Raw genomic sequence first — 19,262 nt, forward strand, 5'->3', positions numbered from 1 at the left:
GTCGGGGTGTCGCGGCGATCCGTGTGCGGGGTTCGGTAGACTTGGCCTTCGTCGCGCGCGACGTGACGCCCCTATAGCTCAGTTGGTAGAGCTACGGACTTTTAATCCGCAGGTCGCAGGTTCGAGCCCTGCTGGGGGCACGCGGTATCGAAACCCCCGTCCGGCCCTTTCTGGGTCGGGCGGGGGTTTCGTCGTTCGGTCCCCGGTGTGAAGACGGCGGCGACGGTCGTGGTGGCGTCGATTGCGGCGGCGTCGGTCGGGCGTGCGGTGGTCGTGCAGGTCTGCCGGCGCTGTTTGCGGGGGAGGGGTGGGGTCGACGTCTCGGGGTCTCGGCGCGGCCGTGGCACTGGTGTGGAGGCGTCGAATGTTCGCCGAAGCCCGAAAAAACCCGCGTGACCTGGCGATTTGTGTTTCCATGAACGTATGCCATAAAGTTTGTCTCGCTCCCAACGAGGAACAAACACCGGCCCCCTTCGTCTAGCGGCCTAGGACGCCGCCCTTTCAAGGCGGTAGCGCGGGTTCGAATCCCGTAGGGGGTACGCAGATCGGCGTCAGTCGAGAAGCACCCGGAAAGCCCGATTGGGTGATTCGGAGCGGATCGGCTAGAGTCGAAACGCACACAGCGGAGCGGCTACGGCCGAATCGCACAATAGAATATGGCCCTGTGGCGCAGTTGGTTAGCGCGCCGCCCTGTCACGGCGGAGGTCGCGGGTTCGAGTCCCGTCAGGGTCGCTTTGGTTACGGTTTCGTACTGGTGCCATCCGGCCAGGTAGCTCAGTTGGTACGAGCGTCCGCCTGAAAAGCGGAAGGTCGCCGGTTCGATCCCGGCCCTGGCCACATTCGAAAGCAGAGTCCCACCGGAAACGGTGGGACTCTGCTTTTTTCGTCTCCTTCTCACTGCTGGCCTTTAACCCTGTTCTCCTCGGTGGCTCGTCGCAGCGGATTCCATTCACGCGCGTCGTCGTTCCACGCAAGGATTGAGTATTGCTGCCGGACGGGCACACCGGGCGCCCCGGCGAGAGAGGACCGTCGTGGACTGGCAGTACTTCGAACCCTTCCTGGTGGCGTTGGCGATCGGACTGCTCCTCGGATTCGAGCGTGAGCGCAGTCACCCTCGCGCGCAGCTGCCCGCCGGTTCCCGCTCCTTCGCACTCCTGGCGCTGAGCGGTGCGATTGCCGCGGCGGTCGGCGCGTGGGTGATCGCTGCGGGCGTCCTGGGCGTGGCCGCACTCATGACGGCCGCGTACCTGCGGACTCGCGACGACGACCCGGGCACGACGACGGTCATCGCCGCCCTCATCTCCTTTCTGCTCGGCGCGCTCGCCTTCACCCGGCCGGGGGAGGCGGCCGCGCTGGCAGTCGTGGTCGCGGTGCTGCTGGTGTCGAAGTCGCGGATCCACCGGTTCGCCCGCGAGACGGTCAGCGAGCTCGAACTCGAGGATGCGATCAAGTTCTTCGTCGTCGCCGTCGTGATCCTGCCCCTGCTGCCGGACCGGGCGCTCGGCCCGTACGGCGTCCTCAATCCGTCGAGGATCTGGCTGCTGGTGGTGCTGCTGACCGGCATCGGCTGGGTCGGCTACATCGGGGTGCGGGCGCTCGGCCCGCAGCGAGGGCTGCTCGTCACCGGTTTGGCGGGCGGCTTCGTCTCGGCCAGCGCGACGACCGCGTCGATGGGCCGACTGAGTCGATCGGACGTCGGGGTGCGCGCCCCGCTGGCCAGCGCGCTCGTCGCCAGCCTGGCCACCTTCGTGCAGCTGCTGATCGTGATCGGGATCGTCGACGCCGACGTCCTCCGCCGACTCTGGCCCTCGGTGGCGGCGGGGGCCGCGGTGCTTCTCGTGATCGCGGCCCTCGTCTACCGAGGCGCGCGCAAGGCCGAACCGGGCACCGGTGGGGGATCGGCGCCCGATCACACGCCCGATCGGCCCTTCGCCCTGCGTCCGGCCCTCCTGCTGGCCGTGGTGCTGACCCTCGCGCTGCTGGTGGGACGGTGGGCCGCAGATCTGCTGGGACCGAACGGACTGGTGCTGGCGTCGCTGGCCGCCGGACTCACCGACGCGCACGCGGGTGCGGTCGCGGCCGCGACCCTGTCGGCGCAGGGAGCGGCGACGGTCGCGACCGCGCTGGTCGCCATCGGTGCGGCGTTGGGATCGAATCTGCTGGTGAAGGTGATCTTGGCGTACATCGCCGGCGGCAGGCGATTCGGCACGGCGTTCCTGGCCGCAATGGCGGCGCCGGCCGTCGTCTTCGCCGTCGCGCTGACCTTGACCGTGGGGCTCGGCTGACGGGTCGCCGCCGGTGGGTCCGCGGGCGGCGACGCGCCGAGCGTTACCGGGCCCAGCGGAGTGCCCCGGGCCGGGTGAGTCCGCGTAATCTGAGAGTTCAGTCAGAGAGTCCGGCTAGGACAATTCCATCGGGCTGTGTAAGGGTTTCTGATGGGATCAGCGCATTATGAGGAGGGGCGATGGCCAACGACGAGACGCCGCAGCACGACGGTCCGCACCAGGACGTTCCGGCGCTGAACGTCGTCGACGAGGTCGTTGACCGGGAGTACACCGTCGAACGACTGGTGGAGAACCCCATAGAGAAGGTGATCGACAAGCCGGTCACCCTCGAACGCGTGGTGGAGCGGCTCGTCGTGAACACCGTCGACACCATCATCGACAAGCCGGCGACCGTCTCACGACTCGTCGAACGTCCCGTCGTCACAGTGGTCGACGAGGTCGTCGACAAACCCGTCACCGTCACCCGCCAGGTGGAGCGGCCGGTCGTGACCATCGAAGACGAGGTCGTCGACAAACCCGTCAACGTGCACCGCCGGGTGGAGCAGCCCGTCGTCACCATCGTCGACAACGTCGTCACCCCACCGGTCGACGTGCCCCGGCTGGTGGAGCAGCCCGTCATCACCTTCGTCGATGAACCGGTCGACAAGCCGGTGGAACTGCCGCGCATCGTCGAGAAGCCGGTCGTGACCGTCGTCGACGGCATTCTCGACAAGCCGGTGGAACTGCCGCGGATCGTGGAGAAGCCGGTGGTGACCGTCGTCGACGAGATCGTCGAGAAGCCGGTCGAGATCAGTCGCCTGGTCGAGAAGCCGGTGGTGACCGTCGTCGACGAAGTCGTCGAGAAGCCGGTGGAACTGCCGCAACTGGTCGAGAAGCCGGTCGTTACCGTCGTCGAGCAGATCGTCGAGACCCCCGTCGAGGTGCCTCGGGTCATCGAGAAGCCGATCGTCACCGTCGTCGATGAGATCGTCGACAAGGACATCTCGATCTCTCGGATGGTCGAGAAGCCGGTCGTGACGATTCTCGACGAGATCGTCGACAAGCCGGTCGAGATCACCCGTCTGGTGGAGAAGTTGCTGGTGACGGTCGTCGACGAGATCGTGGAGCGCCCGACCGAAGTCACCCGCCTGGTCGAGAAGCTGCTCGTGGAGATCGTCGACGACGTCGTCGACAAGCCGATCAGCGTCGAGCGGATGGTCGAGAAGCCGATCGTCACCATCGTCGACAAGGTGGTCGAGATCCCGGTCGAGTCGGTCGTGGAGAAGGTTGTGGAGAAGCCCGTCGAGAAGATCGTCGAGGTGATTCGCGAGGTTCCGGTCGAGAAGATCGTCGAGAAGACGGTCGAGGTTCCAGTCGAGAAGATCGTCTACAAGCCGGTCGAGAAGATCGTCGAGAAGGTCGTCGACGCGACCGAGGACTCGGCGGTCGAGACGACGGTGGAGAAGACCATCGAGGTTCCGGTCGAGAAGATCGTGTATAAGACGGTCGAGAAGGTCGTCGAGAAGACCGTCGAGCTCGTCGTCGAGAAGCCCGAGATCAAGGTCGTCGAGGTGCCGCGGGAGGTGGTGGTCGAACAGCTCGTCGATCAGCCGATCGAGAAGCCCGTCGACCACATCGTCGAGCGGATCGTGGAGACCCCGAACGTCGTCGAGAAGGTGATCGAGCGCGTCGTCGACCGCGAGGTGGAACGGGTCGTCGAGGTTCCGAACGTCACCGAGAAGCTGGTCGAGCAGCCGGTCGACCACGTGGTGGAGCGGATCGTCGAGAAGCCCGATGTCGTCGAGAAGATCGTCGAGAACCCGGTGGAGCACATCGTCGAGCGCATCGTCGAGAAGCCCGAGCTGGTCGAGCAGATCGTCGAGCAGCGTGTCGAGCACGTGGTCGAGCGGGTGGTCGAGGTGCCGACGGTGAGCGAGCAGGTGGTCGACAAGCCGGTCGAGCACGTCGTCGAGAAGATCCTCGAGCGGCCCATCGTGGTCGAGCAGGTGGTGGAACGGCCGGTCGAGCATGTGGTCGAACGGGTTCACGAACTCCCGAAGGTGATCGAGCAGGTGGTGGAGAAGCCCGTCGATCACGTGGTGGAGAGCGTCGTCGAAGTCCCGAACGTCGTCGAGAAGATCGTCGAGCGGCCGGTCGATCACGTGGTGGAGCGGATCGTCGAGGTCCCCAACGTGATCGAGCAGGTGGTCGACAAGCCCGTCGATCGCGTGGTCGAACGCGTGGTGGAAGTGCCCAACATCGTCGACCAGGTGACCGAACGTCCGGTCGACCGCGTGGTCGAGCGGGTCGTCGAGCGCCCGAACGTGGTAGAGAAGGTCATCGAGGAGCCGGTCGACCGGATCGTCGAGCGCGTGGTGGAACAGCCGAACGTGATCGAGAAGGTGGTCGACAAGCCGGTCGAACACGTGGTGGAGAAGATCGTCGAGCGGCCCGAGATCATCGAGCAGGTGGTCGAGGAGCATGTGCGCCGCGAGTTCGACAAGCATGTCGAGACTCCGGTCCTGGTGGAGAACGTGATCGAGAAGCGGTTCGACTTCCTGGTGGAGCGGATCGTCGAGATCCCGGTCGAGCACATCATCGAGAAGGTCGTCGAGAAGCCGGTCTACGTCGAGGTCGAGAAGATCGTCGAGAAGCCGATCGAACAGATCGTCGTCGTGGAGAAGCCGGTGATCGTCCGCAAGGTGGTCGAGAAGCCGGTGGAGACCTATGTCGAGGAACTCCCCGACACGGTCCGGACGGTGACGCACGATCAGGCCGACTCGCCCGTCGTCGGCGGTGAGGCGCAGTACCTGGTGCCGCAGTCGGATTCGGGTCGCCACCGGTGGGTGGAGAAGTCCACCGGCGAGCATCCCGACGACGGATTGGCCGGAGCGGACTCGGAGGAGGCGCAGCCCCGGCCGCGGATCGATCCGACCTACCGGGTGCGGACCGCCCGCCATCGCAGCGAGGACTGACCGCCCGCGATCGCAGCGAGGATTGACCGCCCGCCATCGCAGCGAGGACTGACCTGTCGCTACTGCTGGAATCAGTACGGTGGCGACCGACCTCCGGCAAATAGCCGGCGGAGGTCGGTGAGAGTACTGACTTCAGCGGCGTCGTCGTCGGCGGCTCTTACAGTGGACGCATGAAAGCAGTGGTGTGTCATGAGGGTTCGCTTCGAGTCGACGAGGTCGATCGTCCCGAACCGGGACCGGGACACGTCCTCCTGAAGGTGCGGCGGGCCGGGATCTGCGGGTCGGATCTGCATGCTCGGCTGCACGGGGACGAGGTCGCCGACATCGGTGCGAAGGTCGGGTACGACAACTTCATGCGGCCCTCGCAGCGGGTGGTGATGGGCCACGAGTTCGTCGGCGAGGTGGTCTCGTACGGACCGAAGTGCCGCAGGCGCTGGAAGCCGGGAACGCCGGTGGTGGCCCTGCCGATCATCCGCCACGACGGTGAAGTGGAGATAGTCGGACTGTCGGCGCGGGCGCCCGGCGCCTACGCCGAGTTCATGGTGGTGCAAGAGGATCTCGCCATGCCGGTGCCCGACGGCGTCGACCTGGATGCCGCCGCGCTGACCGAGCCGCTGGCCGTGGCCCATCACGCGGTGCGGCGCAGCGAGATCGGTCGGCGCGATGTGGCCGTGGTGATCGGGTGCGGGCCGATCGGCCTCGCGGTGATCCTGATGCTCAAGGCCGCCGGCGTCAAGACCGTGATCGCCGGCGATCTGTCCGAATCGCGTCGGGGACTGGCCCGCGAATGCGGCGCCGACGTCGTCGTCGATCCGGCCGTCGACAGTCCGTGGGACGCCGTCCCGGCTCAGGAGAAGTACTTCACGCGGGCAGGGGATCTGTTCGGTGTCGCCTTCGACGCCATGCACGCGCTGCGAATGGTGCCCGGGGTGCCGTGGTGGCGGTTGATGGGTCTGGCCGAGCGGCTGTCGCTGACCCCGCGCGGTCCGGTGGTCTTCGAATGCGTCGGAGTCCCGGGAATGATCGACGATCTCATCGGTCGCGCCCCGTTCCGGTCGCGAATCGTGGTGGTCGGAGTCTGCATGGAACCCGACACCTTCGCGCCGGCGATGGCGAGCAACAAGGAGATCGACCTGCGGTTCGTCTTCGGGTACGACCCGGCCGAGTTCCGCAACACCCTGCACATGGTGGCTGACGGAAAGGTGCGGCCGCTGATCATGCACACCGCGACCGTCGGGTTGGGCGGCGCGGCGGCGGCGTTCGATGCGCTCGCCGCCGCGCAGGGTCACGCGAAGGTGTTGATCGATCCGGCCAGCGACGTCGTCGAGGTGTGACCGCGGTCCGGTTGTGAACGTCGTCACACTCGGAATGATACGGACCGCGGTCCGGTTATGCTCTGTGTGTACGGCGAACGACGCCGAGAACGACACCCACAGCGATCCTCAACCGACTAAGGAGCACCCCATGACTGCAGCCACCCTGACCCCGACCGACCTGACCGCAGGCACCTGGACCATCGATCCGGTCCACTCGACCGTCGGGTTCTCCGTCCGTCACCTGATGGTCTCGAAGGTCCGCGGCAACTTCGACACCTTCGCCGGCGCCATCACCGTCGCCGAAGACGGCACCCCGTCGGTCCGGGCCGAGATCGACGTGACCTCGATCAACACCCGCAACGAGCAGCGTGACGGGCACATCCGCTCGGCCGACTTCTTCGACGCGGACAACTTCCCGAAGGCCACCTTCGTGTCGACCTCCGTCGAAGCCGACGGCAGCGACTACCTGCTGACCGGTGACTTCACCCTCAAGGGCGTCACCAAGCCGGTCGTGCTGAAGATGGAGTACAACGGCGTCCACGCCGGCATGGGCCAGGGACCGGTCGCCGGGTTCGAGGCCTCCACCGTCATCAACCGCAAGGACTTCGGCATCGACATCGAGATGCCGCTGGAGACCGGCGGAACCGTCGTGGGCGACAAGATCACCATCACCCTCGAGATCGAGGCCGGCCTCGCCGCCTGATCGCACCGCACCGCATCACCTCCCGGTCTTGGGTAATCTCAGTGAGATTCGACTCGGCCGGGAGGTGATTGGTTTTTGCGTGACCAGACGCGCGCTGAACTGCATCGCTTCGCCGACTGGGTGGACCGTCGGCTGAAGGTCGCATACTTCGGCGGAAGGCTCGTCGACGGCGGCAACGAACGGGTCGCCAGCGAGTGGCGCTCCATGGACGTGCCGACTCGTCGCAGCATCGCCGGCCGCGCGATGCTGCTGGGCGGCGCCATCATGGCCGGCGCCAAGATCCTCATCAGCGTCGAGACCTTCGTCGCGATTCTGCTCGCGTTCAGCGGCGGCGACCTGACGGTGCACCCGGCGGGTCGCGATCCCGGGATGCTGGCGATCCTGCTCTCGACCCTGGTCGGTCTGATCGTCAGTCTCATCTGCTCGCTGCTCTTCCTGCGCCCACAGTTCGCCTGGTTCGTCAGCGGGGCACCGGCCGACGCCGAGCGCCGCAAACAGGTGCGGGTGATCCCGATGCGGGCGGTGTACGCCGACCTGCTCGGTTGGCTCGCCGCCTACCTCAGCTACGTGATCACCGCCGGCGCGCGACCGGTGTTCCTGCTGGCGATGGCCGTCGCCTTCGTGCTGGCCGCCGTCACCTCGGGGGCGCTGACGTACATGTTCATCGAAGCCGCCGCGCGCCCGCTGGTGGTGCTGGCGCTCGGCGGTCGGTCGGCGGCCGAGGTGATGCACGGTGTCCGCGAACGGATGGTCGTCGTCTGGGTGGTGTCCTCGGGGGTGCCGATGGTCGGCATGCTCACCATCATCGCCGGGCGAGCCCTCGGCCAACTCCCCGAGGTGCAGGCCAGCTTCGATTGGGCCGTCGCCTTCCTCGCACTCGTGTCGCTGGCCGCGGGTGGCCGCGTCGTCGGGCTCGTCGGACGGGCGCTGCGCGACCCGCTCACCGAGATGAGCGGTGTCATCGAGGCCGCACGCGCAGGGGATCTCAGTCGACGCGTCGCGGTCTACGACGCGTCCGAGATCGGCGTCCTGCAGGACGGCATCAACGGCATGCTCGACGGTCTGCAGGAACGAGACCGGATGCGCGAGATCTTCTCCCGCCACGTCGGCGTCGGCGTCGCCGATCTGGCGCTGGAGCACGGCGGCGAACTCGTCGGTTCCAACACCGAGGCGGCCGTCATCTTCGTCGACATCACCGGGTCGACCTCGTTCGCCGCCCGGCGCGATCCGCGCGAGACCGCAGTGGTCCTCAACGCCTTCTTCTCCATCGTCGCCGAGGTGGTGGAGCAGCACGGTGGCTTCATCAACAAGTTCGAGGGCGACGCGGCCCTCGCGGTCTTCGGTGCGCCGGCCAAGATGGACAACCCGGCCGAATCCGCGCTGATCGCCGCTCGAGAACTCGGTGAGGCGCTCGGCGAGAAGCTGCCCCTGGAATGGGGGATGGCGGTGTCGTACGGATCGGTGTTCGCAGGCAACATCGGAGCCCGAACCCGCTACGAGTACACCGTCATCGGCGATCCGGTGAACGAGTGCGCGCGCCTGTCCGACCGCGCCAAGGAGGGCTACTCGCCGGTCTATGCCAGCGGGGTGGCCATCGAGGCGGCCGGCGACTCCGAGGCCGCGCACTGGCGTCGGGTCGACCGGGTGACCCTGCGGGGGCGGCCCGAGCCGACGGAGATCTTTGCGCCACGCGAGTTGTTGATCCGCGCTGAGCCGCCGTCACTGGGTAGTGTCCTTGCAGATCTGGTGAAGTTCGCCATCCCGCGCGAGCGCCCGACGAAATCGGTTCCGAAGGAGAAGTGACGATGAGCGCATGGTCGGCCCGCGACATGCCCGATCAGGGAGGGCGCCGATTCATCATCACCGGTGCCAACAGCGGACTCGGTGCCTCGATGGCACGAGCCCTGGCCGGCGCGGGGGCCACCGTGACCCTCGCGTGCCGCAACCTCGACAAGGCCGAAGCCGTCGCGACCGACATCGGCGCCGCCGCGACCGTGACACACCTCGATCTGGCCGACTTGTCGTCGGTGCGGGAGTTCGCCGACACCGTCGACGAGGTGGACGTGCTGATCAACAACGCCGGCGTGCTGGCGCTGCCCCTGCGCCGCACCATCGACGGCTTCGAGATGCAGATGGGCACCAACCATCTGGGGCACTTCGCGCTCACCGCGCTGCTGATGCCGCGGGTCGCCGAGCGCGTGGTCACGATGTCCTCGCTCGCGCAGAACTTCGGGCGGGTGCGACCCGACGACCTGAACTGGGAGCGACGCCGCTACAACCGCTGGGCGGCGTACGGCGACTCGAAGCTCGCCAACATGGTCTTCGGCCGCGAACTGTCGCGTCGGCTCACCGAATCCGGCTCCGGGGTCCGCAGCGTCGCGGCCCATCCCGGCTACGCCGACACCGGGCTGATGGGGCATTCGGAGTCGTTCATGGATTACGTGACACGTGCGGGCGCCCGGTTGAAGGTGGGGCAGAGCGCCGACGAGGGCGCGCTCCCGGCGCTCTACGCGGCGACGATGGACGTCCCGAACGGCAGCTACTGGGGGCCGCGCCTGGTGCTGTGGGGCGGGCCCTCGACGGCGCGGTACCGGCCGCTGGCCGACGAGCAGGCGGTCCGCGACCGGCTGTGGGCCGCGTCGGAGAAGCTGACGGGCATCCCGTTCGAGATCTGACCGGACGCACCCGGCGGCGGTGGGTGTTCGACGGCGTGCGTCGTCAGCGCACGCCGGGTGGGCGGAACTGCACGCTGATGCGCGGTCCGACGCCGGTCGTCTTCGGGACCGCGTGGTCCCAGGTGCGCTGGCAGGTTCCGCCCATCACCAGCAGGTCGCCGGACCCGAGCACGAATCGACGCGACGCTCCGCCGCCGCGTGGCCGCAGCATCAGGCAGCGGGGCGAGCCCAATGAGACGATCGCGATCAGCGTGTCCTCGGTGTCGCCGCGACCGATGCGGTCGCCGTGCCAGGCGACGCTGTCGGAGCCGTCGCGATAGAGCGCGAGTCCGGCGGTGGCGAAACCGTCGGGCTGCAGCCTGCGATAGTGATGGCTCAGCGCGTTGCGGGCACGGACGAGCACGTCGGCGGGAAGCGGCTGAGTCCGTTCGTAGAAGGCGAGCAGCCGCGGGACGTCGACCACCGCGTCGTACATCTGGCGGCGCTCGGCGCGCCACGGTACATCGGCCATGAGTGCGTTGAACAGGGGTATCGATCCGGTGATCCATCCCGGTCGGACATCGACCCAGGCGCCGTCGGAGAGGGAGTGGCGGACCAGATGCCCGGGCAGCGGCGCGAGGTCGGCGGCGCCGGTCGGCGCGTCGAACAGTGAGGGCTGGACTCCCGTGCTCATGTCCCGAGCATACGCTGCGATCGAACGTATGTGCTAGTCTATTGGCGGATCGGCCGACCTCGCGCCGGGACTACAGGCCGCGCAATCGTGCAGCGGCCTCGGCGATCACCTCGTCGCGCTTGCAGAAGGCGAACCGCACCAGATGCTGCCACGATGCGGTGTCGTCGACGAAGGCGCTGACCGGGACCGCCGCCACCCCGATCCGGGCGGGCAGTTCGCGGCAGAACCGGTCGCCGTCGGTGTAGCCGAGCGGCCTGGGGTCTGCACAGACGAAGTAGCCGGCCTCGCTGCGGTGTACGCCGAATCCGGCGTCGCGCAGAGCGTCGGACAAGACATTCCGCTTGCGCTCCAGGTCGGCGGCATTGGCCGCAGCCCAAGCCATCTCGGTGCGCAGCGCGTGCGCGACCGCCGGCTGGAAGGGGCCGCTGCCGACGTAGGTGAGGAACTGCTTGGCGGCGCGGGCCGCGGCGACGAGGTCGGCGGGGCCGGTGATCCAGCCGACCTTCCACCCGGTGCAGTTGAAGGTCTTGGCGGCGCTCGAGATGCGGAGCGTGCGCTCGGCCATGCCGGGCAGCGTCGACAGCGGCGTCTGGGTGCGGCCGTCGAACAGGAGGTGTTCGTACACCTCGTCGCAGATGGCGATCGCATCGTGGGCGATCGTGAGCCGGGCGATCTCGGCGAGATCGTCGTCGCCGAGCACGGTGCCGGTCGGGTTGTGCGGCGAATTCACCAGCACCGCAGCAGTATCGGGTCCGAACGCGGCGGCGAGGGCATCGCGGTCGAGGACGAAGCCGTCGCCGTCGGGCACCAGCGGAACCGTCTTTCGGGTGCCGCCGGCCAGCGCCACGCACGCCGCGTACGAGTCGTAGTACGGCTCGATCATCACCACTTCGCTGCCCGGTTCGACGAGTCCGAGCAGTGCGCCCGAGATGGCCTCGGTGGCTCCGACCGTCACCAGTACCTGCGTGTCCGCGTCGAGTTCGATGCCGTAGCAGGCGCGTTCGTGCTCGGCGACCGCATGTCGCAGCGCCGGGACACCGATGCCGGGAGGATACTGATTGTCGCCGCCGTTGATCGCCTCGACCGCCGCCGCCAGCATCGACGCGGGCCCGTCGGTGTCGGGGAAGCCCTGCCCGAGGTTGATGGCGTCGTGCGTGAGCGCCAGCGCCGACATCTCGGCGAAGATCGTGGAGGTGAACGGACGCATGCGGTCGACGAGGGGCATGCGTCCAGGGTGGCACACGCTGTGCGTCTCGCTACGCTCGCAGAGCCCGGGGCGTCTGTTCTTCAGGGTGGTCGAGTAACGGCCGGAGCGAAGCGGAGGGCGTGTATCGAGGACTGTGGGGTGAGGGGTCTCGATACGCTCGCTCACTTCGTTCGCGGGCTACTCGACCAGCCTGGGCGGGGCTGCTCGACCAGCTGAGGCGGGAGTGCTTGGTGAGTCCGGGTGTGTTTTCGGTTTGGCTTGCGGTATCTGGTTTCAGGGTGGTCGAGTAGCGGCCGGAGCGGAGCGGAGGGCGTGTATCGAGGCCGGGGGGTGAGGGGTCTCGATACGCTCGCTCACTTCGTTCGCGGGCTACTCGACCAGCCTGGGCGGGGCTGCTCGGTGCGCCGGATCGACTACTCGACCAGCCTGGGTGGGGCTACTCGACCAGCCTGAGGGGGCTGCTCGACAGGGCCGGGGCGACTACGGGAGGGGAGGGCCGACGATGTCGTCGGCGTCGACGATCCGGTAGGCGTAGCCCTGTTCGGCCAGGAAGCGCTGCCGGTGGGCGGCGTATTCGGCGTCGAGGCTGTCGCGCGAGACGACCGAGTAGAAGTGGGCCTGGCCGCCGTCGGACTTGGGGCGCAGCAGACGGCCGAGGCGCTGCGCCTCCTCCTGCCGCGAGCCGAACGTGCCCGAGACCTGCACCGCGACCGAGGCCTCCGGCAGGTCGATGGAGAAGTTAGCCACCTTCGACACGACGAGGGTCTGCAGTTCGCCGCGGCGGAAGGCGTCGAAGAGTTTCTCGCGCTCGGCATTTCGTGTGGAGCCCTGGATGACCGGGGCGTCGAGCTCGCGGCCCAGCTCCTCGAGCTGGTCGATGTACGCACCGATCACCAGTGTCTGCGAGTCGGCGTGGCGGGCGAGAATCGAACGCACCACCCGCACCTTCGAATGGGCGGTGGAGCAGAGCTTGTACTTCTCCTCCGGCTCGGCGACGGCGTACTGCAGCCGTTCCTCGTCGGTCATCGTCACACGCACCTCGATGCATTCGGCGGGCGCGATCCACCCCTGCGCCTCGATGTCCTTCCACGGGGCGTCGTAGCGCTTGGGCCCGATGAGGCTGAAGACATCGCCTTCGCGGCCGTCCTCGCGGACCAGGGTGGCGGTGAGCCCGAGGCGGCGCCGCGACTGCAGGTCGGCCGTCATCCGGAACACCGGGGCGGGCAGCAGATGCACCTCGTCGTAGATGATCAGACCCCAGTCGCGCGAGTCGAACAGATCGAGATTCTTGTAGACGCCCTTCGACTTGCGCGTCATCACCTGATACGTGGCGATGGTGACCGGGCGGATCTCCTTGCGCTCGCCGGAGTACTCGCCGATCTCGTCCTCGGTGAGCGAGGTCCGCGCGATCAGCTCGCGCTTCCACTGCCGACCGGCGACGGTATTGGTCACCAGGATCAACGTGGTCGCACGAGCCTTCGCCATCGCGGCGGCCCCGACCATCGTCTTGCCCGCCCCGCACGGCAGGACGACGACGCCCGAGCCGCCCGCCCAGAACGAGTCGGCGGCCAGCTCCTGGTAGTCGCGCAGGTGCCAGTCGGACTGCTCCAGGTCGATCGGATGCGCCTCGCCGTCGACGTAGCCCGCGAGATCCTCGGCAGGCCAGCCGACCTTCAGCAGGATCTGCTTCAGGCGCCCTCGCTCGGACGGATGGACGATGACCGTGTCGTCGTCGACGCGGGCGCCCAGCATCGGCGCCACCTTCTTGTTGCGCAGGATCTCCTCGAGGACCGCGCGGTCGAGGCTCACCAGGGTGAGCCCGTGAGCGGGATTCTTCACCAGCTGGAGCCGCCCGAACCGGCCCATCGTGTCGACGACGTCGACCAGCAGCGGCTGCGGGACCGGGAACCGCGAGTGCGTGACGAGGGCGTCGACGACCTGCTCGGCGTCGTGCCCGGCGGCGCGGGCGTTCCACAGCGCGAGCGGGGTGACGCGGTAGGTGTGAACGTGCTCGGGCGCCCGCTCGAGCTCAGCGAACGGGGCGATGGCCGCGCGCGCGGCGGCCGCACCCGGATGATCGACCTCCAGCAGGAGAGTCTTGTCCGATTGCACGATGAGCGGTCCGTCAGTCACCCGTCCATTGTCCAGGTTCGGGCGCGGCGGGGCCACCGGCCGACCGTCTCCTACAGCACCTCGACGCGGTTGATGCGGTGCAGCGGGAAGCGCAGGTCGGCCTCGCCGCCGTCCTCGTCGGCCACCAACTGCCCGGCCGCGAGGGAACGGGCGTGGACGACGTGGCGGCTCGCGGCGCCCTGCGCGTCGACATAGGCGATCCGCAGCCGCCGCCCGGTCCGCAGCGCCAACTGGATCAGCGCCGTGACGGTCTCGTCTCCGGTCGTCGCCGAGCCTGTGACCGACGCCGTCGCCGACACCGGGGTGGCCGCGCGGTCGGCGGTCCGCATGCGCGAGACGACCGCCTGCGCCTGCCCGCGGCCCAGAGCGCCGCGGCGGGCGGCCGGCGAACTCGCTGCCGCGCGGGCCGGGACGCGGACGCCGCGCCCCCGCAAGTCGATGAGCGCCCCCGACGAATCCTCGCCTGCGGGTGCGAAACCCGCCTGGCGCAACCGGTCGACGACCTCGCGCAGGGGCGCGGCGGACACGGCGACGGTCGGGGCCAGTGCACGCAACGCGAGGTCGGCGGCCGCGTCGCTGCGCAGGACCTCGGCGAGGGTCGCGGCGTCGTCGGAGCGGACGAACGAGGTCGCCAGGCCGGCCCGCAACGTGCCGTGCCTGCGTGCGACGTCGTCGATGAGGTAGGTCAGCGACTGCGGCACCGGGGTACGGGAATGAGCGGCCAGGAAGGCGCCGATCTCGGCGCCGCTGAGGCCCGAGTCGAGCGCCCGCCGCATGCTGTCCTCGGTGATCCGATACATCGACGCGGCGCCGCCGGACTCGAGGTCGGCCAGCACGCGCAGTCGGTCGCCGATGTCCGTCTCGAGCGGCCCCGGGACCATCACCGTGAGGTCGGCCTGCACCAGGAAGTAGTCGATCGGCGTGGGCAGCGCGTCGGCCATCGCCGACAAGACGTCGGCGGGCGTGTCGTCGTCGGCCGATGCGGTGAGCAGCGCGCGGCCCGCCGAGGTCAGCGAGCCGTGCGCGACGAGGCCGAGTTCGCGTGCCTCACGCATGGTCTCGGAGACCACGGCGAGGGGCAGTCGGCGCAGCTGGCGGGGGTGGCGCCGACCGATCACGACGACGAGCGCCTCGGACGTCACCGGATGGGCGGGTTCGGCGTCGGCCAACGGGTTCAGGATCAGGCGCCGTGCCGCCGGGGCGGTCGCGTCGAAGAGCTCGGACGACAGCGCGGCCAGGGTGTTGCCGTCGCGGTCGGTCTCCCCGATCTGCCAGGGGCGGCGCGGCAGGTCGAGCCACGCCCGAGCCATCGCCAGCCATCTGCGCTCGGTGTCCTGGTGCGCCCACGAGTCGACGGTGGTCGTCGGCGCGAAGACGTCGTCGCCGAGATGATCGGGAGCATCGAGGTCGGGCGAGCCGGCGTCCACGAGTCGCTGCCTGGCGAGCAGTTCCACCAGCAGGCCGATGCGGGCGACGCTGTGGCCGGTGGACTTGGCGAGTCGGCGCAGCTCCCGGATCCCGACCCCGCCCGAGCGCAGGACGGCCGCCGGCGCCTCGCCGAGGACGTCGATCAGGTCGCCGGCGTGCCGAAGCAGTTCGAGGGCCTCCCCGGCGCCCGCGGCGTCGATCGTGGCCGCATCGAAGCGGCCGGGGACATCCGGATCGGTGAGCGGCGGTTCGCGCAGACTCGCCGTGAGCATCGGCGGTTCACCCCGGAGGATCTGCCCGACCTGCGGCGGCAGTTCGACGGTCTGTTCGTCGACGCGGGCCAGCAGCCCCTTCGCCAGCAGACGCGGCACCGGGGCCTCCGGATCGGCGTCGGGGGCGGCGTCGCGGCTGCGGCCCAGGGCCGACCCCTGCGCGAGGGTGGCGAGCAGTTCGCGCGGGCGCTCGCCGACCGCGTCGATCCGCTCCCGGATCTCGTCGACCGAGAGCATGGCGACCGGGCCGAGCAGATGGTGGGTTCGCCACGGCAACGCCGAAGGCAGGTGTGCTCCGGCGAGCCAGCTTGAGTGCCTGCCGCGTCTGACCGGACCGACTCCCCACAGCAGACCGTTCGCGACCAGCCGTTCGAGCCGGTCGTCCATCTCGCTGCGCAGTGCGCGTCGGCCGAGGCGGCCGACGATGTCGTCGCGGCTCACCGGTCCCAGCAGTTCCTTGCGTTCGCCGATGTCGGCGGCGGCGTCGAGGAAGGCCTCCAGGACGGCGACGGACAGGAGGTCGAGGGCCTCGCCCGCCAGCGAGATCGACGCCGCCGACAGGGCACGCTGGGCAAGGACACCGGTGCCGCGCGGCGGGGGAGAGGCGAGGTCGGGACGGGCGATCAGCAGTTCGGCGAGCTCCTGGTCGGAGCGTGTCGACAGATCGTCGGCCAACCCGCGCAGCGGCAGGTCCGGGCTCATTGGGACAACGTTACCGCCGGAGTGTCGGGCATGGCACAATGAGGCCGTGGCTAAGAAGACTGGATACATTGACAACGGCTGGCCGACCGAGATCGGTGACGAGCACGCGGTGACCGAGTTGGTTGCGCATCTGGCCGGAGCACTCTCGCCGTTCGGCGACACGCAGCTGCCCAAGCCCGCCGAGGACCTCCCGTTCATTCAGTCGAAGACCGTCGTCAACCGCTGACGTAACCGACTCTTCTCATCACCGGCCGAACCGTGAGGTTCGGCCGGTTCTTGTTGTCGGGGGCTTGCGGCAGGCAGACGCATGGGCGTCGAGGCTCCGCCGGGAGATCGCCGGGCGCCGAGACCATCAGGCACCGAGATCATCAGGTGTCGAGCTCACTCGGCGCCGGGGCGGTTCGGCACCGATGCGAAACAGGACCGATGCGAACAGTGAGGCCCCCGTCGGTCGACGGGGGCCTCACTGGAAGTTCAGGCGATCACGGCAGGTTGATCAGGCCCTTGTTCTGGTTGTACAGCTTCAGCTGGTCGGGGGTCAGCTGGTAACCGGAGGCCTTGGCGGCCTTCCATGCGTTGCGGACCTCGGGGCTCAGGGTCGAGCCGGCGACAGCCGCGTCGACCTGCTTGATGGCCTCGTCGGTGGTCTTCGCCTCGCCGGTCTTGCCGAGCTGAGCCGACGGCGCGCTCTGCTGCTGCGGGGCGGGAGCGGCCGGAGCGGCCGGGGCCGCAGGCACCGAGCGCTGCGTGGGGCCGGACAGCGGGCCGCCGCAGGTGGGCCATGCGCCCTTGCCCTGGGTCGCCAGGACGCGCTCGCCGATGGCGATCTGCTGCTCGCGGGTGGCCTGGTCGGCCGAAGGAGCGTACTGGGTGCCGCCGTGGCCGGCCCAGGTGCTCGGGCTGAACTGCAGGCCGCCCTGGTAGCCGTTACCGGTGTTGATCTGCCAGTTGCCGCCCGACTCGCACTGCGCGACCTGATTCCACTCGGCATCGGTCGCGGCGGAGGCGTGGCCTGCGCCCATCAGTGCGGCGCCGCCGCCAATGACCGCGGAGGTCAGGGCGATCTTGGCGAAAGTCTTGGTGTTCGTCGACTGCTTAGCGTGACGTCCGGACATGAGTCTTCGTTTCCTCTCTCCACGCGCCTACGAGGTGAGCTGTCGGGTTCGGGCGAGAGGTGCCCGGTCCAGTACGACGTCGCTGGGTGCGATGCCCTCTGAGACTTAACCCCAAGGCTGTTCGCCGAGGCGATCAGCCGGTTCCCGGAGGATTTTGGGTCCCCCGTCCTCGCTCCTGAAAACTGCATTTGCGGAAGTTCTGCCGGCGGAAGCGAGGTTGGGCGCGACCGGCGGAACGGCGTTCGGGTGATCGCCGGGCTGGCGACCGACATGAACACTACGTCGTCGACGAATCCCGGTCACCCGTTGGCACAACTTCGTTCAGGCGACACGAATCGGTGGTTTCTGCGCCGCTGAGGCCGTCCCCGCTGCTCACGGCACTGATAGCCGTCTCGTGTCCAGTTCGTTATCGTTCTGTTACGTGATTAAGGTCACAGAATGATTGAGGCATCGGACACAGTGATTTGTCAGGATTGCGCGCGACGAGCCTCGAGTGCGCGGAAAGTGCTGGCGTGAAAGACCAGCGGCTCCACTTCGGGATCGCACCGCAAGGCCGCGATCTGCAGCAGGACCACATAGTGGTCGCCGGCCTCGATCTCGTTGAACACCGTGCACTCCAGGTGCGCGGCGGCGCCGGGGATGAAGACCGCGCCCGATTCGTCGGAGATGGGTCGGACGTCGTCGAACCGCTGCTCGGGCGGACCGGCGAGGCGACGGCAGACCTCGCCCTGATGGGCGGCGAAGACGCTCACACCGACGGTTCCCGTGCGCAGGACGGGCCAGGTGGTGGATCCGCGACGGACACAGACCGACACCAGGGGAGGGTCCAGCGAGACCGTGGTGAAGGCGCTCGCGGACATCCCGATCGGCGCCGACCCGTCGTCGGCGCGGCGGCAGACGGCGACCACGCCGGACGGGAAGCAGCTGAAGGCGCGCTTGAGCGCGGCCGAGTCGGTGACTGGGCGGAGCCGGTCGACGGTCCGCTGCGGGTGGTCGGTCACCGGCTGCGGCGTCCGGACAGCAGGGCGAAGACCAACCCGAGGAGGAAGCCCAGCGGAGCGCACATCGCCAGCACGTAGACGATCGTGACCGGAACGGTTCCGGCGTCGCGGACTGCTGGAAACAGCAGGGCGATGCTGGCGATCATGCCGATCCCGAACAGGACGACGGCGACCCCGAGCAGGCGGGAGGACTTCTGGGTCTGCATGGCATCCACGGTAGTCGTGACGGTAGAATCCGTGACAGCGCGCCTCTGCTCGGACTGCCATCGGGCTCGGGCGCTTTTGTCTGTGGCAGAACAGATCAATGGTGAAGGTGAGCACTGTGCCGACCGGCCGGGTGAAGTGGTATGACTCCGCAAAGGGATTCGGGTTCCTGTCGCAGACCGACGGCGAGGACGTGTACGTCCGCGCCAACGCGCTGCCTGCCGACGTCTCCGAGCTCAAGGTCGGGCAGAAGGTGGAGTTCGACATGGCGGCGGGCCGACGCGGCCCACAGGCGCTGCGGGTCACGGTCCTGGAGCCGGCGCCCAGCGTCACGCGCAACACCCGGGAGTCGGCCCGTCGCGAACGCGACGCCAAGAGGCTCTCGCCCGATGAACTGCACGGCCTGATCGCCGACCTGATCAGCTTGCTGGAAGGCAAGGTCCAGCCCGACCTGCGCAACGGTCGCTACCCCGACCGCAAGACCGCCCAGCGCATCTCCGAAGTGGTCCGCGGAGTCACCCGCGAACTCGACCGCTGACCTCGGCCGAGAAGGCCCACGACGAACAGACCCGCCCGGTGCATCACCGGGCGGGT

Annotated in this window: 15 protein-coding genes, 4 tRNA genes and 1 riboswitch; of the genes, 12 read left to right on the forward strand and 7 right to left on the reverse strand. The window is 68.6% G+C overall.

The window, feature by feature from the left end; translation table 11 throughout:
* Window positions 1–67: 67 nt before the first annotated feature.
* The 10 genes from AAFO60_RS04150 to AAFO60_RS04195 all read left to right on the forward strand — a co-directional run bounded on the left by AAFO60_RS04150 (window position 68) and on the right by AAFO60_RS04195 (window position 9,933).
* A tRNA-Lys gene (locus AAFO60_RS04150) sits at window positions 68–140 on the forward strand.
* A 326-nt stretch (window positions 141–466) separates the two neighbouring features.
* A tRNA-Glu gene (locus AAFO60_RS04155) sits at window positions 467–539 on the forward strand.
* Between the two features lie 119 nt (window positions 540–658).
* A tRNA-Asp gene (locus AAFO60_RS04160) sits at window positions 659–732 on the forward strand.
* Window positions 733–763: 31 nt separating this feature from the next.
* Window positions 764–837: transfer RNA gene (locus AAFO60_RS04165), tRNA-Phe, on the forward strand.
* A gap of 194 nt (window positions 838–1,031) precedes the next feature.
* Window positions 1,032–2,285: an MgtC/SapB family protein gene (locus AAFO60_RS04170; protein ID WP_347954902.1), complete on the forward strand. Its 1,254-nt coding sequence runs from the start codon at window positions 1,032–1,034 to the stop codon at window positions 2,283–2,285.
* Between the two features lie 179 nt (window positions 2,286–2,464).
* Window positions 2,465–5,239 carry a hypothetical protein gene (locus AAFO60_RS04175; protein ID WP_347954903.1) on the forward strand — a complete coding sequence of 925 codons (2,775 nt, stop codon included), beginning with the start codon at window positions 2,465–2,467 and terminating at the stop codon, window positions 5,237–5,239.
* 170 nt (window positions 5,240–5,409) lie between these two features.
* Window positions 5,410–6,573: a zinc-binding dehydrogenase gene (locus tag AAFO60_RS04180; RefSeq protein ID WP_347954904.1), complete on the forward strand. Its 1,164-nt coding sequence runs from the start codon at window positions 5,410–5,412 to the stop codon at window positions 6,571–6,573.
* 130 nt (window positions 6,574–6,703) lie between these two features.
* Complete coding sequence (locus tag AAFO60_RS04185; RefSeq protein WP_347954905.1) at window positions 6,704–7,258, forward strand: YceI family protein; 555 nt, start codon at window positions 6,704–6,706, stop codon at window positions 7,256–7,258.
* Window positions 7,259–7,333: 75 nt separating this feature from the next.
* Window positions 7,334–9,061 (forward strand): adenylate/guanylate cyclase domain-containing protein, encoded by a 1,728-nt coding sequence (locus AAFO60_RS04190; RefSeq protein WP_347954906.1) that lies wholly within the window; start codon window positions 7,334–7,336, stop codon window positions 9,059–9,061.
* 2 nt (window positions 9,062–9,063) lie between these two features.
* Window positions 9,064–9,933, forward strand: coding sequence for an oxidoreductase (locus tag AAFO60_RS04195; RefSeq protein ID WP_347954907.1), 870 nt, complete (start codon window positions 9,064–9,066; stop codon window positions 9,931–9,933).
* A 43-nt stretch (window positions 9,934–9,976) separates the two neighbouring features.
* Here AAFO60_RS04195 and AAFO60_RS04200 read toward each other — a convergent pair whose 3' ends face one another.
* From AAFO60_RS04200 to AAFO60_RS04215, 4 genes are all read right to left on the reverse strand, one after another.
* Window positions 9,977–10,606, reverse strand: coding sequence for an alpha-ketoglutarate-dependent dioxygenase AlkB (locus AAFO60_RS04200; protein ID WP_347954908.1), 630 nt, complete (start codon window positions 10,604–10,606; stop codon window positions 9,977–9,979).
* 70 nt (window positions 10,607–10,676) lie between these two features.
* Window positions 10,677–11,831, reverse strand: coding sequence for a pyridoxal phosphate-dependent aminotransferase (locus tag AAFO60_RS04205; protein ID WP_347954909.1), 1,155 nt, complete (start codon window positions 11,829–11,831; stop codon window positions 10,677–10,679).
* A 462-nt stretch (window positions 11,832–12,293) separates the two neighbouring features.
* A complete protein-coding gene (locus AAFO60_RS04210) occupies window positions 12,294–13,946 on the reverse strand; it encodes a DNA repair helicase XPB (RefSeq protein WP_347954910.1) in 1,653 nt (550 codons plus the stop codon).
* Window positions 13,947–13,996: 50 nt separating this feature from the next.
* Entirely contained in the window at window positions 13,997–16,348 is a 2,352-nt protein-coding gene (locus tag AAFO60_RS04215; protein WP_347954911.1) for a helicase-associated domain-containing protein, read from the reverse strand.
* Window positions 16,349–16,394: 46 nt separating this feature from the next.
* On the opposite strand from AAFO60_RS04215, the gene AAFO60_RS04220 reads away from it, so the two are divergent.
* Window positions 16,395–16,574 (forward strand): hypothetical protein, encoded by a 180-nt coding sequence (locus AAFO60_RS04220; protein ID WP_347954912.1) that lies wholly within the window; start codon window positions 16,395–16,397, stop codon window positions 16,572–16,574.
* A gap of 256 nt (window positions 16,575–16,830) precedes the next feature.
* Here AAFO60_RS04220 and AAFO60_RS04225 read toward each other — a convergent pair whose 3' ends face one another.
* From AAFO60_RS04225 to AAFO60_RS04235, 3 genes are all read right to left on the reverse strand, one after another.
* Entirely contained in the window at window positions 16,831–17,463 is a 633-nt protein-coding gene (locus AAFO60_RS04225) for a transglycosylase family protein (RefSeq protein WP_347954913.1), read from the reverse strand.
* A gap of 8 nt (window positions 17,464–17,471) precedes the next feature.
* Window positions 17,472–17,660, reverse strand: a riboswitch (cyclic di-AMP (ydaO/yuaA leader).
* A 270-nt stretch (window positions 17,661–17,930) separates the two neighbouring features.
* The gene (locus tag AAFO60_RS04230) at window positions 17,931–18,464 is read right to left on the reverse strand and encodes a flavin reductase family protein (RefSeq protein ID WP_347954914.1); all 534 of its coding nucleotides are present in this window, start codon (window positions 18,462–18,464) and stop codon (window positions 17,931–17,933) included.
* On the reverse strand, window positions 18,461–18,670 hold the full coding sequence (locus AAFO60_RS04235; RefSeq protein WP_347954915.1) for a hypothetical protein: 210 nt from the start codon (window positions 18,668–18,670) through the stop codon (window positions 18,461–18,463). The genes AAFO60_RS04230 and AAFO60_RS04235 overlap by 4 nt, the downstream gene beginning before the upstream one ends.
* 116 nt (window positions 18,671–18,786) lie before the next feature.
* Here AAFO60_RS04235 and AAFO60_RS04240 point away from each other — a divergent pair, with 116 nt between their 5' ends.
* Entirely contained in the window at window positions 18,787–19,206 is a 420-nt protein-coding gene (locus AAFO60_RS04240; RefSeq protein WP_347955077.1) for a cold-shock protein, read from the forward strand.
* Window positions 19,207–19,262: the final 56 nt, after the last annotated feature.

The organism is Gordonia aichiensis (genome assembly GCF_039946255.1).
In the GTDB taxonomy this organism is placed as follows: domain Bacteria; phylum Actinomycetota; class Actinomycetes; order Mycobacteriales; family Mycobacteriaceae; genus Gordonia; species Gordonia aichiensis_A.

Coding starts and splice junctions, on each gene's coding strand:
- AAFO60_RS04225 (WP_347954913.1), bottom strand. CDS start 17,463: ATGTCCGGACGTCACGCTAAGCAGTCGACGAACACCAAGACTTTCGCC.
- AAFO60_RS04180 (WP_347954904.1), top strand. CDS start 5,410: ATGAAAGCAGTGGTGTGTCATGAGGGTTCGCTTCGAGTCGACGAGGTC.
- AAFO60_RS04195 (WP_347954907.1), top strand. CDS start 9,064: ATGAGCGCATGGTCGGCCCGCGACATGCCCGATCAGGGAGGGCGCCGA.
- AAFO60_RS04205 (WP_347954909.1), bottom strand. CDS start 11,831: ATGCCCCTCGTCGACCGCATGCGTCCGTTCACCTCCACGATCTTCGCC.
- AAFO60_RS04175 (WP_347954903.1), top strand. CDS start 2,465: ATGGCCAACGACGAGACGCCGCAGCACGACGGTCCGCACCAGGACGTT.
- AAFO60_RS04200 (WP_347954908.1), bottom strand. CDS start 10,606: ATGAGCACGGGAGTCCAGCCCTCACTGTTCGACGCGCCGACCGGCGCC.
- AAFO60_RS04185 (WP_347954905.1), top strand. CDS start 6,704: ATGACTGCAGCCACCCTGACCCCGACCGACCTGACCGCAGGCACCTGG.
- AAFO60_RS04235 (WP_347954915.1), bottom strand. CDS start 18,670: ATGCAGACCCAGAAGTCCTCCCGCCTGCTCGGGGTCGCCGTCGTCCTG.
- AAFO60_RS04215 (WP_347954911.1), bottom strand. CDS start 16,348: ATGAGCCCGGACCTGCCGCTGCGCGGGTTGGCCGACGATCTGTCGACA.